This window comes from Streptomyces sp. IBSNAI002 (genome assembly GCF_052244475.1).
GTDB lineage: Bacteria > Actinomycetota > Actinomycetes > Streptomycetales > Streptomycetaceae > Streptomyces.
On the sequence record NZ_JBQPXG010000002.1, the window covers coordinates 3,268,438 to 3,281,580 of the forward strand.

Annotated in this window: 8 protein-coding genes; 5 read left to right on the plus strand and 3 right to left on the minus strand. The window is 73.6% G+C overall.

The genetic code is table 11. The annotated features are described in order from the left end of the window. The first annotated feature begins 232 nt into the window (after nt 1-232). The gene (locus tag ACTVZO_RS15765; protein ID WP_443298985.1) at nt 233-787 is read left to right on the plus strand and encodes an EF-hand domain-containing protein; all 555 of its coding nucleotides are present in this window, start codon (nt 233-235) and stop codon (nt 785-787) included. A gap of 12 nt (nt 788-799) precedes the next feature. Here ACTVZO_RS15765 and ACTVZO_RS15770 read toward each other — a convergent pair whose 3' ends face one another. The 3 genes from ACTVZO_RS15770 to speB all read right to left on the minus strand — a co-directional run bounded on the left by ACTVZO_RS15770 (nt 800) and on the right by speB (nt 7,375). Then, entirely contained in the window at nt 800-4,591 is a 3,792-nt protein-coding gene (locus ACTVZO_RS15770) for an ABC transporter ATP-binding protein (protein ID WP_443298986.1), read from the minus strand. 133 nt (nt 4,592-4,724) lie between these two features. Further along, entirely contained in the window at nt 4,725-6,407 is a 1,683-nt protein-coding gene (locus tag ACTVZO_RS15775) for a thiamine pyrophosphate-binding protein (RefSeq protein WP_443298987.1), read from the minus strand. 5 nt (nt 6,408-6,412) lie between these two features. Continuing rightward, a complete protein-coding gene (gene speB, locus ACTVZO_RS15780; RefSeq protein ID WP_361713502.1) occupies nt 6,413-7,375 on the minus strand; it encodes an agmatinase in 963 nt (320 codons plus the stop codon). A gap of 116 nt (nt 7,376-7,491) precedes the next feature. On the opposite strand from speB, the gene ACTVZO_RS15785 reads away from it, so the two are divergent. The 4 genes from ACTVZO_RS15785 to ACTVZO_RS15800 all read left to right on the plus strand — a co-directional run bounded on the left by ACTVZO_RS15785 (nt 7,492) and on the right by ACTVZO_RS15800 (nt 13,122). After that, nucleotides 7,492-9,030 carry a PucR family transcriptional regulator gene (locus ACTVZO_RS15785; RefSeq protein WP_443298988.1) on the plus strand — a complete coding sequence of 513 codons (1,539 nt, stop codon included), beginning with the start codon at nt 7,492-7,494 and terminating at the stop codon, nt 9,028-9,030. A gap of 63 nt (nt 9,031-9,093) precedes the next feature. Continuing rightward, nucleotides 9,094-10,203, plus strand: a complete 1,110-nt coding sequence (locus tag ACTVZO_RS15790; RefSeq protein ID WP_443298989.1) for an FUSC family protein — start codon at nt 9,094-9,096, stop codon at nt 10,201-10,203. Between the two features lie 147 nt (nt 10,204-10,350). Beyond that, nucleotides 10,351-11,859: a cytochrome ubiquinol oxidase subunit I gene (locus ACTVZO_RS15795; RefSeq protein ID WP_443298990.1), complete on the plus strand. Its 1,509-nt coding sequence runs from the start codon at nt 10,351-10,353 to the stop codon at nt 11,857-11,859. Nucleotides 11,860-11,964: 105 nt separating this feature from the next. Continuing rightward, the gene (locus tag ACTVZO_RS15800; protein ID WP_384223232.1) at nt 11,965-13,122 is read left to right on the plus strand and encodes an acyl-CoA dehydrogenase family protein; all 1,158 of its coding nucleotides are present in this window, start codon (nt 11,965-11,967) and stop codon (nt 13,120-13,122) included. Nucleotides 13,123-13,143 lie beyond the last annotated feature (21 nt).

A 13,143-nucleotide genomic window follows, 5' to 3' on the forward strand; every position in this document is an offset into this window, starting at 1 on the left:
CACCCCCGCCACCTCCTCGATCCCCGCAACACCCTGTCCCCCGATCCGGCCGTACGTACAACGTGCGCACGGACGTACGACGCGCACGGCGCCCGGAAGGTTGCGAGGCGGCGCCCGTCGCCCGTAAGGGTGCATCCGCCATCCCCCGGCGGGAGAACGGGAGTTCGCGACCGGAGGGGCCATTACGCTGGGTTACCCGTCCCCTCTCTCCGTAGCCGTGAAAGGCACTCACGTGACGAACGACCTGCTCGACCGCAAGCTGGAGCGCTCCTTCAACCGCCTCGACGCGGACGGGAACGGCGTGATCGACGCGAAGGACATCTTCGCGCTCGGCGCCCGGATGCTGACGGCCCTGTCCGAGCCCGAGGACTCGCCCAAGGCGGACGCGGTGATCCAGGGGATCGCCAACTTCTGGCAGGACCTCTTCACGGAGCTGGACACCGACCGGGACAGCGTGGTCACGCCCGAGGAGTACAAGGTGGGCATGACGCGGCTGTACCAGCAGGGCGGCCCCGCGTACGACCGCTCGCTGCGGCCGATGATGCAGGCGATCCTCACCGTCGTCGACACCGACAACGACGGGCGCATCAGCCCGGAGGAGTTCCACCGGGCCCAGGAGGCCTTCGACACGGAGCTGAGCCCCGACGAGGCCGAGGCGCTGTTCCGGCGCATCGACGCCGACGGGGACGGCACGCTGACCGTGGACGAACTCCTCGACGCCGTACGCGAGTACTACACCGGCAGCGACCAGGACGCCCCCGGCAACCTGTTCTTCGGCGAGCTCTGACCCGCCCGGCGGTCAGGCCGCGGCGCGCTCGTCCTCCCCGACGAAGGTGCGCCACAGCCGTGCGTACCTGCCGTCGTGCGCCAGGAGTTCGGCGTGGGTGCCGTCCTCGACGACCCGGCCGCGGTCCATGACCACGACCCGGTCGGCGCGGGCGGCCGTGGTCAGCCGGTGCGCCACCACCAGGGTGGTGCGCTTGCCGGCGAGCCGTTCGGTGGCCTGGTTGACCTGGTCCTCCGTGGCCAGGTCCAGGGCGGCGGTGGCCTCGTCGAGCAGCAGCACGTCCGGGTCGACGAGCTCGGCCCGGGCCAGTGCGATCAGCTGGCGCTGCCCGGCGGAGAGGTTGCGGCCGCGTTCGGCCACGGTGTGCAGGTAACCGCCGCCGAGCGTGGCGATCATGTCGTGGGCGCCGACCGCGCGGGCGGCCGCCTCCACCTCGGCGTCCTGCGCGTCGGGCCGCCCGTAGGCGATGGCGTCGCGCACGGTGCCGGGGAACAGGTAGGGCTCCTGGGGGACGACGCCCAGCCGGTGGCGGTAGGCCGTCAGGTCGAGCTCCCGCAGATCGGCCCCGTCGGCGGTGATCCGGCCGGAGGTCGGATCGTAGAACCGGGCCACCATCTTGACCAGTGTGGACTTGCCCGCTCCGGTCTCGCCGACGAAGGCGACGGTCTGCCCGGCGGGTATGCGCAGGCTGATTCCGGCCAGCGCGTCGCCCTTCTCCCCCCGCTCCTGTGCCGTGCCGTACGCGAAGCGGACGTCCTCGAAGGCGATCTCGCCGCGCAGCTCGGGCACCGGGTGCGGCTCTTCGGCGTGCGGGGTACTGGTCGGCTCACGCAGCAGCCCCTGGATGCGGCCGAGGGAGACGGTGGCCTGCTGGTAGCCGTCGAAGACCTGGGACAGCTGCTGGACCGGGGCGAAGAACAGGTCGATGTAGAGCAGGTAGGCGACCAGCGCACCGGTGGTGAGCGTGCCCGCCTCGACCCGGCCGGCGCCGGCGATCAGCACGGCGGCCGCGGCGCCCGAGGACAGCAGCTGCACGAACGGGAAGTAGACGGATATCAGCCACTGGCCGCGCACCCGGGCCTCGCGGTACGAGTGGCTGCGCTCTGCGAAGCGGCGGGCGCCGGAGCCCTCGCGGCGGAAGGCCTGGACGATGCGGAGCCCGGCGACGGACTCCTGGAGGTCGGCGTTGACCAGGCTGACCCGGTCGCGGGCGAGTTCGTACGCGGCGACCGACTTGCGGCGGAAGACGATCGTGCCGACCACCAGCAGCGGCAGCGTGGCGAAGACGATCAGGGCGAGTTCGACGTCGAGGACGAGGAGGGCGACCAGGATGCCGAAGAAGGTGAGGACGGCGACGACGGCGGTGACGAGCCCGGTCTGCAGGAAGCTGGAGAGGGCGTCCACGTCGGTGGTCATCCGGGTCATGATCTTGCCGGTCAGCTCGCGCTCGTAGAAGTCGAGGCCGAGGCGCTGGAGCTGGGCGAAGATCTTGACGCGGAGCGAGTAGAGCACGCGCTCGCCGGTGCGGCCCGTCATCCGGGTCTCGGCGAACTGTGCGGCCCACTGCCCGAGGACGACCACGAGGGCGAGGGCGGCGGCGGCCCAGACCGCGCCCAGGGCGGCCTTCTCGACGCCCTGGTCGATACCGTGCCTGATCATGATCGGCAGGAGCAGTCCGGAGCCCGCGTCGACGGCGACGAGGCCGAGGCTGATCGCGAGCGGCGCCCCGAATCCGCGGAGCAGGCGGCGCAGGCCGTAGCTCTGCTCGGCGGCCGCGGCGCGGGTCTCGTCCACGTCGGGCTCGTCGTCGGCGGGCGGCAGGGCGGCGACCTGGGCGAGCAGTTCGGGAGTGGCTGGCATACCCGGTACGGAAGCCGTGGCGGCCGCGCCGTCGGACTCCTCCTGACGCCGCCAGAGCTCGGGGGTGATCCCGCCGGCGACCCGGCGCTTGGCGCTGACGGGCTCGGAGTCGATCTCCGCCTCGAGCTCGATGTCCCGCTCGATGTCGCGGTCGACGTCCCGCTCGAACTCGGCCATCGGCAGCGCGTCGCGGGTCCGCGGCGAGCCGGCGCCGAGCGCGTCGGGGTCGGTCAGCAGCCTGCGGTAGAGGGCGGAGCGGCGCTCCAGTTCCTCGTGGGTGCCGATGTCGGAGAGCCGGCCGCGGTCGAGTACGGCGATCCGGTCGGCCAGGGCGAGCGTGGAGCGCCGGTGGGCGATCAGCAGGGTGGTCCGGCCGGCCATGACCGAGCGCAGCGCCTCGTGGATCTCGTGCTCGACGCGGGCGTCGACGGCGGAGGTGGCGTCGTCGAGGAGGAGCAGCCTCGGGTCAGTGAGGATGGCCCGGGCGAGCGCGACGCGCTGGCGCTGGCCGCCGGAGAGGGTGAGCCCCTGTTCGCCGACCTTGGTGTCGTACCCGGCGGGCAGGGCCCGGATGAAACCGTCGGCCTGGGCGGCGCGGGCGGCGGCCTCGATCTGCTCGTCGGTGGCGCCGGGATGCCCGTAGGCGATGTTGGCGCGGATGGTGTCGGAGAAGAGGAACGAGTCCTCCGGGACCAGTCCGATGGCGGCGCGCAGGGATCCGTAGGTCAGCTCGCGCACGTCGTGCCCGCCGACGCGGACGGATCCGGCGTCGGCGTCGTAGAAGCGCGGCAGGAGCAGCGAGACGGTGGACTTCCCGCTCCCGGAGGCGCCGACGACGGCCACGGTCTCGCCCTCGGCGACGGAGAGCGAGAACCCGTCGAGGACGGGCCGCTCGGGGTCGTAGCCGAAGCGGACCTCGTCGAACGCGATGGTGGCGGGCGCGTCGGCGGGCAGTTCGTGCGTGCCCTCGCGGATGACGGGCTCGGTGTCGATGAGCTCGAAGACGCGCTCCACACCGGCACGCGCCTGCTGTCCCACCGTCAGCACCATGGCGAGCAGCCGGACGGGGCCGACGAGCTGGGCGAGGTAGGTGGAGAAGGCCACGAAGGTGCCGAGGGTGACCTGGCCGCGGGTGGCCATCCAGCCGCCGAGCGCCAGCATGGCGACCTGGGCGAGGGCGGGCACCGCCTGGAGGGCGGGGGTGTAGCGCGAGTTCAGCCGGATGGTCCGCATCCGGCCGGCGAACAGCCGCTGCCCGGCGGTCCGCAGCTTGGCGGACTCCTGCTCCTCCTGGCCGAAGCCCTTGACCACGCGGACGCCGGTCACGGCGCCGTCGACGACGGTCGCGACGGCGGCGGCCTGCCCCTGGGCGTACCAGGTGGCGGGGAAGAGCTTCTTGCGGCTGCGCTTGGCGATGAACCACAGGGCGGGGGCCATCAGCAGCGCGACGAGGGTCAGCAGCGGGGACAGCGTCAGCATGATCCCGAGGGATATCCCGAAGAGCAGGAAGTTCCCGATGGTCATCGGGAGCATGAAGAGCAGGCCCTGGATCAGCTGGAGGTCGCTCGTGGCCCGGCCGACGACCTGCCCGGTGGACAGCTCGTCCTGCCGCCGCCCGTCGAGGCGGGCGATGGTGTCGTACATGTCGGTGCGCAGGTCGTGCTGGACGTCGAGGGCGAGCCGCCCGCCGTAGTACCTGCGGATGTAGGTCAGTACGTACACGAGGAGGGCTGCGGCTATGAGCATGCCCGCCCAGGGCCCCATGGGCTTGGACCGGTCCCCGATGACGTCGTCGATGATCACCTTGGTGACCAGCGGCACCAGCGCCATGACGGCCATGCCGGCCAGCGAGGACCCGAGCGCGAGGAGCACGTTGACCTTGTAGCGCCACGTGTACGCGGCGAGCCGCCTGCCCCAGCCCTGTTTTTCCCCAGCCGCCGTCACGTGAAGCCTCCCCGTTCGTCCGTACTACCGACAAGCCCCAACGCCCGGACCGGCGGATTTCATCCCGCCGCAACAATCGCACCGGTGTCCGGGTGCCGCGAGCGGGCGTCGCCCGTCGGGGGCGGGCGGGGGCTCAGAGGTGGGTCGGCGCGAACATCCTGAGGGTGGCCGGGAGGACCACGACCGAGGGGCCGGGGGTGGCGAGGGCCTTCTTGAGGTCGGCCGTCAGGGACTCGGGGGTGGTGGTGGTCGCCGGCACGTCGAAGGAGGCCGCCAGTGCGCCGAAGTCGGGGCGGGTGAGCTCGGTGCCGGTGGACCGGCCGTAGGACTCCGTCATGTACTCGCGCAGGATGCCGTAGCCGCCGTCGTCCACGATCAGCCAGGTGACGTCCAGGTCGTGCTGGCGCGCGGTGGCCAGCTCGGCCACGGAGTACATCGCGCCGCCGTCGCCGGACACGGCGAGGACCGGGGTGCCCGGTTCGGCGAGGGCGGCGCCGAGGGCCGCGGGGAAGGCGTAGCCGAGGCCGCCCGCGCCCTGGGCCGAGTGCATGGTGTTGGGGTGCTTGGCGTCGAAGGCCGACCACGCCCAGTAGGACAGGATCGTCATGTCCCAGAAGGACGGGGAGCGCGGCGGGAGGGCGGCCCGGATCGAGGCCAGGAGGCCCTGCTCCAGGGTGAGGTCCTGGGCGGACAGGCGGTCCGCGATGTCGGACAGGACCATCCTGACGCGGTCCGGGGCGTACGGGTCCGGACGCTCGGCCACCGTCTCCAGCAGGGCCTGGAGGGCGAGGCGGGCGTCGGCGTGGATGCCCAGGGCCGGGTGGTTGGACTCCAGCTTCCCGAGGTCCGCCTCGATCTGGACGACCCGGCCGGTGGGGAAGAACGTGTGGTAGTTAGAGGACAGTTCACCCAGGCCCGAGCCGACGACGAGGAGGACGTCCGCGTCCTCCAGGAAGTCGGTCATGTGGCGGTCCTCCAGCCAGGACTGGAGGGAGAGCGGGTGCGTCCACGGGAAGGCGCCCTTGCCGCCGAAGGTGGTGACCACGGGTGCGTTCAGGCGTTCCGCGAGCTGCCTGAGCTTGCCCGAGGCGTCGGAGCGGACGACCCCGCCGCCCGCGATGATCACCGGCCGGGAGGCCCCGGACAGCCAGTGGGCGGCGACGGCGGTCAGCTCCGGGCGCGGGGCGAGCTCGTGCGGGGTCGCGTCCATGCCGGTGACCTGCGGGATGAGCGTCTCGGCGCGGAGCACGTCCTCCGGGATCTCCACCCAGACCGGGCCGTGGGGTGCGGTCAGGGCCGATTCCCAGGCCTCGGCGACCACGGACGGGATCTGCGAGGGGGTGCGGGCCACGTGGATCGACTTGACCACGTCCCGGAAGGAGGCCGACTGGTCGCGCAGTTCGTGCAGGTGCCCCCGGCGCCCGCCGCCCAGGCCCGCCACCGGCACCTGGGAGGAGAGGGCGAGGACCGGGGCGGAGGCGGCCGCCGCCTCGGCGAGCGCGGGCAGGGCCATCAGCGCGCCCGGCCCCGTCGACAGCAGCAGCGGCACGGCCTCGCCGGTGATGCGGCCGTACGCGTCCGCAGCGAACCCCGCGTTGTTCTCCGTGCGCAGGGTGACGAGGCGCAGGTCCGAGCGGCCGACCGCGTCGAAGACGGCCAGCGCGTGCTGGCCGGGCAGTCCGAAGACGGTGGTGGCGCCCAGCGAACGCAGGGTCTCCACGACCAGGTCCCCGCCCGTGCGGCCCGGCGGCGGCGACAGCGCGGCGGCCGTCTGGGCCTCGGTGGGACGGAGAACCAGGTCGTGGTCGTGCGTCACTTGTCTTACTTGCCCTTCGACTGCGCGATCTGTCGGCTCATGATCGTGGTGAGCTCGTACGCGGTGTGCGAGGCCGCGACCGAGGTGATCTCCGCGTGATCGTACGCCGGGGCCACCTCCACCACGTCGGCGGAAACGAGGTTGCAGGAGGACAGACCGCGGATGATCTCCAGCAGCTCGCGGGAGGTCATGCCGCCCGCCTCCGGGGTGCCGGTGCCGGGCGCGTGGGCCGGGTCGAGCACGTCGATGTCGATGGAGATGTAGAGGGGGCGGTCGCCGATGCGCTGGCGCAGCTGGTCGGCCACCTCGTCGGCGCCGCGGCGGTAGACGTCCGCGGAGGTGACGATGCCGAAGCCCATCTTGGCGTCGTCGTCGAGGTCCTGCTTGCCGTACAGCGGGCCGCGCGTGCCGACGTGCGAGAGCGCCTCGGTGTCGAGGATGCCCTCCTCGACGGCGCGGCGGAACGGGGTGCCGTGGGTGTACTCGGCACCGAAGTAGGTGTCCCAGGTGTCCAGGTGCGCGTCGAAGTGGAGGAGCGCGACCGGGCCGTGCTTCTTGGCGACGGAACGCAGCAGCGGAAGGGCGATGGTGTGGTCGCCGCCGAGGGTCATCAGGCGGGAGCCGGCGCCGAGCAGCTCGTCGGCCGCGGCCTCGACCGTCTCGACGGCCTCGTTGATGTTGAAGGGGTTCACGGCGATGTCGCCGGCGTCCGCGACCTGCGCGAGGGCGAAGGGGGAGGCGTCCTGGGCCGGGTTGTACGGGCGCAGCAGGCGCGAGGCCTCACGGATCGCGTTGCCGCCGAAGCGGGCGCCGGGGCGGTAGGAGACACCGGAGTCGAAGGGCACGCCGACGACGGCGACGTCGGCGGAGCCGACCTCGTCGAGGCGCGGCAGCCGGGCGAAGGTCGCGGGGCCCGCGTAGCGCGGGATGCGGGAGGAGTCGACGGGGCCGCGCGGCTGCGTGCTCATGGGGGGTGCCCTTCTGGAGGTCCTACAAGTGCGGTCCTTCGAGCGTAAGCCGGTGCCCTCGGGCCGCGAAGTGTACGTTTCATCCACTACAGCCCTTCGATGTGTACGGAGTATCCATGGAGGCCCCCACCCCGCCGGTCGCCCTCGGGCGGCTGCTCGCCGACGCGGAGCTAGGGCTGCGCCCGCTGGCCGGGCCCGCCGAGGCCGAGGTGCACGGGGTGCACGCCTCGGAGATGGCGGACCCGTCGCCGTACCTGCTGGGCGGGGAGCTGCTGCTCACGGCGGGGGCGGGCCTGGCGGGGGCGGAGGGCGGCGGCGCGGAGGCCGGCGGCGCGGAGGCCGGGCCGTACGTCGAGCGGCTCGTGCGGGCCGGGGCGGCCGCGATCGGCTTCGGGGTCACCCCGGTGCACGAGAGGGTGCCGCGGGCCCTGGCCGACGCCTGCGCCCGGCACGGGCTGCCGCTGGTCGAGGTGCCGCCCGCGACGCCGTTCACGGCCGTGGGCCGGGCCGTGTGGCGGCTGATGGAGGAGGCCCGTACGCGCGAACTGCGCCGTGTGACCGAGGCGCAGCAGTCGCTCGCGGCGGCGGCCGCCCGGCCCGATCCGGTCCCGGCGGTCCTCGCCCGCCTGGCGGCGAGCCTGGGCGGCTGGACGGCCCTGCTCGCACCGGCCTCGTCCCCGGGCCCGGGGACCGCAGCCACACCGGCGGCGCCCGACCCGGCCGGGGCCGGGGCGGCGGCCGTGCGTTACGGCTCCGGGTGGGATGTGGTGCGAGGCGCCGGGGTCGCGCCCCGTGCGCAAGCGCGGGCCGCGGTGGGCGCGCTCGCGGACCGGGTGGCACCCGGCTCCGCGGCGACCGCCACCGACACCCTGGCCGGCACGCATCTGGCCGCCTACGCCGTCGGCGGCGGCCGGGTGCTGGTCCTCGCCACCCCGGCCCGGGCCCCGGGGGACCACACCGTCGCCTCCGTCGCGGCCGTCCTGCTGTCCCTGCTCACCGCCCCCCGCCCGGCCGGGGACGAGGCCTCGGCGCTGACCCGGCTCCTGCTCGGCGCCGGCCCGGCCGACGCCCTGGCGCCCGGGCCCTGGCACGTGGTCCACGCCCGGGGAGCCGGCGACCCGCGGGCCCTCGGGGCCGCGCTGGGGACCGTACTGCTCGACCCGTACGAGGGCGGCGTGCGGCTGCTGACCGACCGGGCGCCCGTCCCGCAGCCGGGCTGGCGGCTCGGGGTCAGCGCCCCGGCCGCGCCGGGGGCCCTGGCCGGCGCCGACGCGCAGGCCGCCCGCGCCCTGGAGCGCGCGGAGGCGGCCCGCACCCCGCTGGCCCGGCATTCCGACCCCGGCTTCGCGGGCCTGGTCGGCGAGGCGGAGGCCCGCGCGCACGCGGCGGCCCTGCTGGCTCCGCTGCCGCCCGCGCTGCGGGACACGCTGCGCGGCTGGCTGGCCCACCACGGCGGCTGGGACCGCACGGCCGCGGACCTGGGGGTGCACCGCAACACGGTGCGCCAGCGCGTCGCCCGCTGCGCCGCGCTGCTGGAGCGGGACCTGGACGACCCGGACGTCCGGATGGAGTTGTGGTTCGCGCTGCGCTGGGCCGGTCCCCCGGGGGCCGGAAGCGGCCCGGGGCCCGCCCCGTACGCCCGGCCGGCCGGCTGACGGCGGCCCCGCGCGCGCCGCACCGGCCCCCGGGAGGCGGGGCCCGCCCCTACGATGTGCCGCATGTCCAGGATGTCCGTACCGGCGCGGAGGCTCCTCCTCCGTGAGCAGCTGGGACCGGCCGCCCGGATGGTGGTGTGCGCGGCCCTGCCCTGGTTCGTGTGCCTGTGGATCGGCACGAGCACGGCCCCGGTGCCCGCCGCGCTGCCGGCCGTCCTGATCCTGCGCGGGGACGTGTCCGCGGCGCCCCGGCTGGCTCTGGAACGGCTCGTGGGCGTGGTCGCGGGCGTGGCACTGAGCGTGCTGGTCCTGCACTGGCTGCCGCTGGGCTCCCTGTCGTTCGTGCTCCTCCTGGTGGGCGGCTGCGCCGGGACGTACCTGCTGCGCCACGGCGGCTCCCCCAACCAGCAGGTGCTGGTCACGGCCCTGGTGATCTACGCGACGCCGGTGCCCGGGTATCCGCAGGCCCGGCTGTGGGAGAGCGCGGTCGGCATCGCCGTCGTGGCGCTCCTCGGCCCGCTGCTGTGGCCGCCCGACCCGTACGGCGAGGCGGCGGACGGCCTGGAGGCGTACCGCGCCGCTCTGCGCGCCCGCCTGGAGCGGATCGCCGCCCTGGCCGCCGCCGGGCGCCGCACGGGCCCGGCTCCGGCGCTCGCGGCCGCGCCCGCGCCCGCCCCCGCCACCGCGGCCGCGCCCGCGGAGTCCTTCGCGCTGTGGCACCGCCCGTACGAGCTGTCCGCCGCACTGGACCACCGGTCGGCGCGGCTGCTCCTGCTGCCGCCCCGGCGGGCCCCCGCCGGGGCGGCGGACGCCCTGCGCCCCCGCCTGCGGCTGGCCGCGCGGACGGCCCCGGCCCTGTACTTCCTCGCGCGGGAGCTGGAGGCCCGGTCCGCCGGCGGGGCCGACGGGGCGGTGTGCGCCATGGCCCCGCTCGTGGAGGCGACCGCCTCGGCCCTGGACGCGGCCCTGCGCGGCGAGGACTGCGCGGAGCTGCTGCGGCGGGCCCGGGAGCTCGAAGCGGGGCACCGGGCGGCGCATCCCGCCCGCCGCGACGCCGCGCTGCGGGCCGGGATCCACCTCACCCACGAGGAGCTGGCCGCGTATGCGGACCCAAGCCCGGACCCAGGCCCGGACCCGGACCCAGGCCCGGACCCGGATCCGGCCGCGGGCTGAGCGCGCCCGGGGCGGCTCGCGCGGGGCGGGAGCCTCGGCCGTCCGGTGTACATACCGGGCCGTCGGGCCGCCGCTGCCGGGCGGCGCGGCCGCCCGGGGCGAGAGTGTCCCCTGCGGACGGGGCCGGCGAGGCGAGGGAGGATCCGGATGGAGCTGGCAGTGGCCTTCGACACGATGGCCCGGTGGCAGTTCGCCATGACGACCGTCTACCACTTCCTGTTCGTCCCGCTCACGATCTCCCTCGCGACCCTGGTCGCGGTGCTCCAGACGGCGTGGGTGCGCACGGGGCGGGAGAAGTACCTCGCGGCCACGAAGTTCTGGGGAACGCTGCTCCTGATCAACATGGCGGTGGGGGTGGTCACCGGGATCGTGCTGGAGTTCCAGTTCGGGATGAACTGGTCCGCCTACTCGCGGTTCGTCGGTGACGTCTTCGGGGCCCCGCTGGCCTTCGAGGCGCTGATCGCCTTCTTCTTCGAGTCGACCTTCGTCGGCCTGTGGATCTTCGGCTGGGACAGACTGCCGAAGAGGATCCACCTGGCCTGCATCTGGATGGTCTCCCTCGGCACCATCCTGTCCGCCTACTTCATCCTGGCCGCCAACTCCTGGATGCAGCACCCCGTCGGCTACCGCATCAACGGGGAACGCGGCCGCGCCGAACTCACCGACTTCTGGCTCGTCCTCACCCAGAACACCACCCTGGTCGTCGTCTACCACACCCTCACCGCCGCCTTCCTGACCGGAGGCGCCTTCATGCTGGGCATCTCGGCCCTGCACCTGCGGCGCGGCCGGCACGTGCCGGTGATGCGCGCCTCGATGCGGCTGGGCATGGTGACGATGGTGGTTGCGGGGGTGCTGGTGGCCTTCAGCGGGGACAGCCTCGGCAAGGTGATGGTCCAGCAGCAGCCGATGAAGATGGCCGCGGCCGAGGCCCTCTGGGACGGCCAGACGTCGGCGCCCTTCTCCGTCTTCGCCATCGGGGACGTCTCCGAGGGGCACAACCGGGTGGAGTGGTCGGTGCCGGGGCTGCTGTCCTTCCTCGCGGAGGGCAACTTCACGGCGTACGTGGCGGGCATCAACGACACGGAGGCGGCCGAGCAGGCGAAGTACGGGCCCGGGGACTACAAGCCCGACATCCCGGTCGCGTTCTGGGGATTCCGCTTCATGATGGGCTTCGGGATGACCTCGCTCGCCGTCGGCGCGGTGGGGCTGTGGCTGACCCGCCGCAAGATCCTGCTCGCCCCGGAGCTGCGGACCGGCGAGGACGAGGTCCCGCACCTGGCGCTGACCCGCGGCAGGACCCTGGGGTCCCTGCTGACCACCTGGTACTGGCGGGCGGCCGTGTGGACGCTGGCCTTCCCGCTGATCGCCTGCTCCTGGGGCTGGATCTTCACCGAGATGGGCCGCCAGCCCTGGGTGGTCTACGGGGTCCTGCGCACCGCCGACGCCGTCTCGCCCGGCGTGTCCCACGGCGAGGTCATCGCCTCCCTCACCGCGTTCGGCCTGCTGTACGCGCTCCTCGCCTTCATCGAGGTCCGCCTCCTGGCCAGGGCCGTCATGGCGGGCCCGCCGGAGGTCACCGCGTCCGACCTCGCGACGCCCCGCCGGATCGGCGGCGACGACGAGGACCCCGACCGGCCCATGGCGTTCTCGTACTGACGGTCGCGAACCCGGTATGGACAGGGACGACAACCCGCCGGTAACTTAGTCTGAGCAAGCGCTTAGGCATAAGCGGCGTAGCGCCGCCACCGAGAGGAGTCGGCCGTGCGCCGTACCGTTTTCAACGAGGACCACGAGGCGTTCCGCGAGACCATCCGCGCCTTCATCGAGGCCGAGGTCGTCCCGGTCTACGACGAGTGGTTCCAGGCCGGCCAGGCGCCGCGCGACTTCTACTACAAGCTCGGCGAGCTCGGTGTCTTCGGCATCAACGTCCCCGAGGAGTTCGGCGGCGCGGGTCTGGACACCCACAAGTTCGAGGCCGTGCTCTACGAGGAGACCTCGCGCGCGGGCGTGAACTTCGGCGGATCCGGCGTGCACGTGCTGCTCGCCCTCCCCTACATCAAGATGCTCGCCGACGACGAGCAGAAGAAGCGTTACCTCCCGAAGTTCGTCTCCGGCGAGGAGATGTGGGCACTGGCGATGACCGAGCCGGGCACCGGTTCCGACGTCGCGGGCATGAAGACCACCGCCAAGCTCTCCGAGGACGGCACGCACTACGTCCTCAACGGCGCCAAGACCTTCATCACCGGTGGCGTCCACGCCGACCGCGTGATCGTCTGCGCCCGCACCTCCGCCCCGAGCGCGGAGGACCGCCGCTTCGGCATCTCCCTGTTCGCCGTGGACACCAAGTCCGAGGGCTACTCCATCGGCCGCAAGCTGGACAAGCTCGGCCTGCGCACCTCCGACACCGCCGAGCTGGCGTTCGTCGACGTGAAGGTGCCGGTCGAGGACCTGCTCGGCGAGGAGAACAAGGGCTTCTACTACCTCGGCGCCAACCTGCCCTCCGAGCGCTGGGGCATCGCCTTCGGCGCGTACGCGCAGGCCAAGGCCGCCATCCGGTTCGCCCAGCAGTACGTGACGGAGCGCACCGTCTTCGGCAAGCCCGTCGCGCACTTCCAGAACACCAAGTTCGAGCTGGCCGCCTGCCAGGCCGAGGTGGACGCCGCCGAGGCCGTCGCCGACCGCGCCCTCGAGGCCCTGGACGCCGGTGAGCTGACCGCCGCCGAGGCCGCCTCCGCCAAGCTCTTCTGCACCGAGGTCGCGCACCGCGTGATCGACAAGTGCCTCCAGCTGCACGGCGGCTACGGCTACATGAACGAGTACCCGATCGCCCGCCTGTACGCCGACAACCGCGTGAACCGCATCTACGGCGGCACCAGCGAGGTCATGAAGTCCATCATCGCCAAGTCCATGGGCCTGTAAGGGAGTCGGGGCACCTACCCT

Bases quoted from the DNA above. Each gene is read 5' to 3' on its own strand.
- ACTVZO_RS15795 (WP_443298990.1), top strand. From the start codon at position 10,351: ATGGAGCTGGCAGTGGCCTTCGACACGATGGCCCGGTGGCAGTTCGCC.
- ACTVZO_RS15785 (WP_443298988.1), top strand. From the start codon at position 7,492: ATGGAGGCCCCCACCCCGCCGGTCGCCCTCGGGCGGCTGCTCGCCGAC.
- ACTVZO_RS15790 (WP_443298989.1), top strand. From the start codon at position 9,094: ATGTCCAGGATGTCCGTACCGGCGCGGAGGCTCCTCCTCCGTGAGCAG.
- speB (WP_361713502.1), bottom strand. From the start codon at position 7,375: ATGAGCACGCAGCCGCGCGGCCCCGTCGACTCCTCCCGCATCCCGCGC.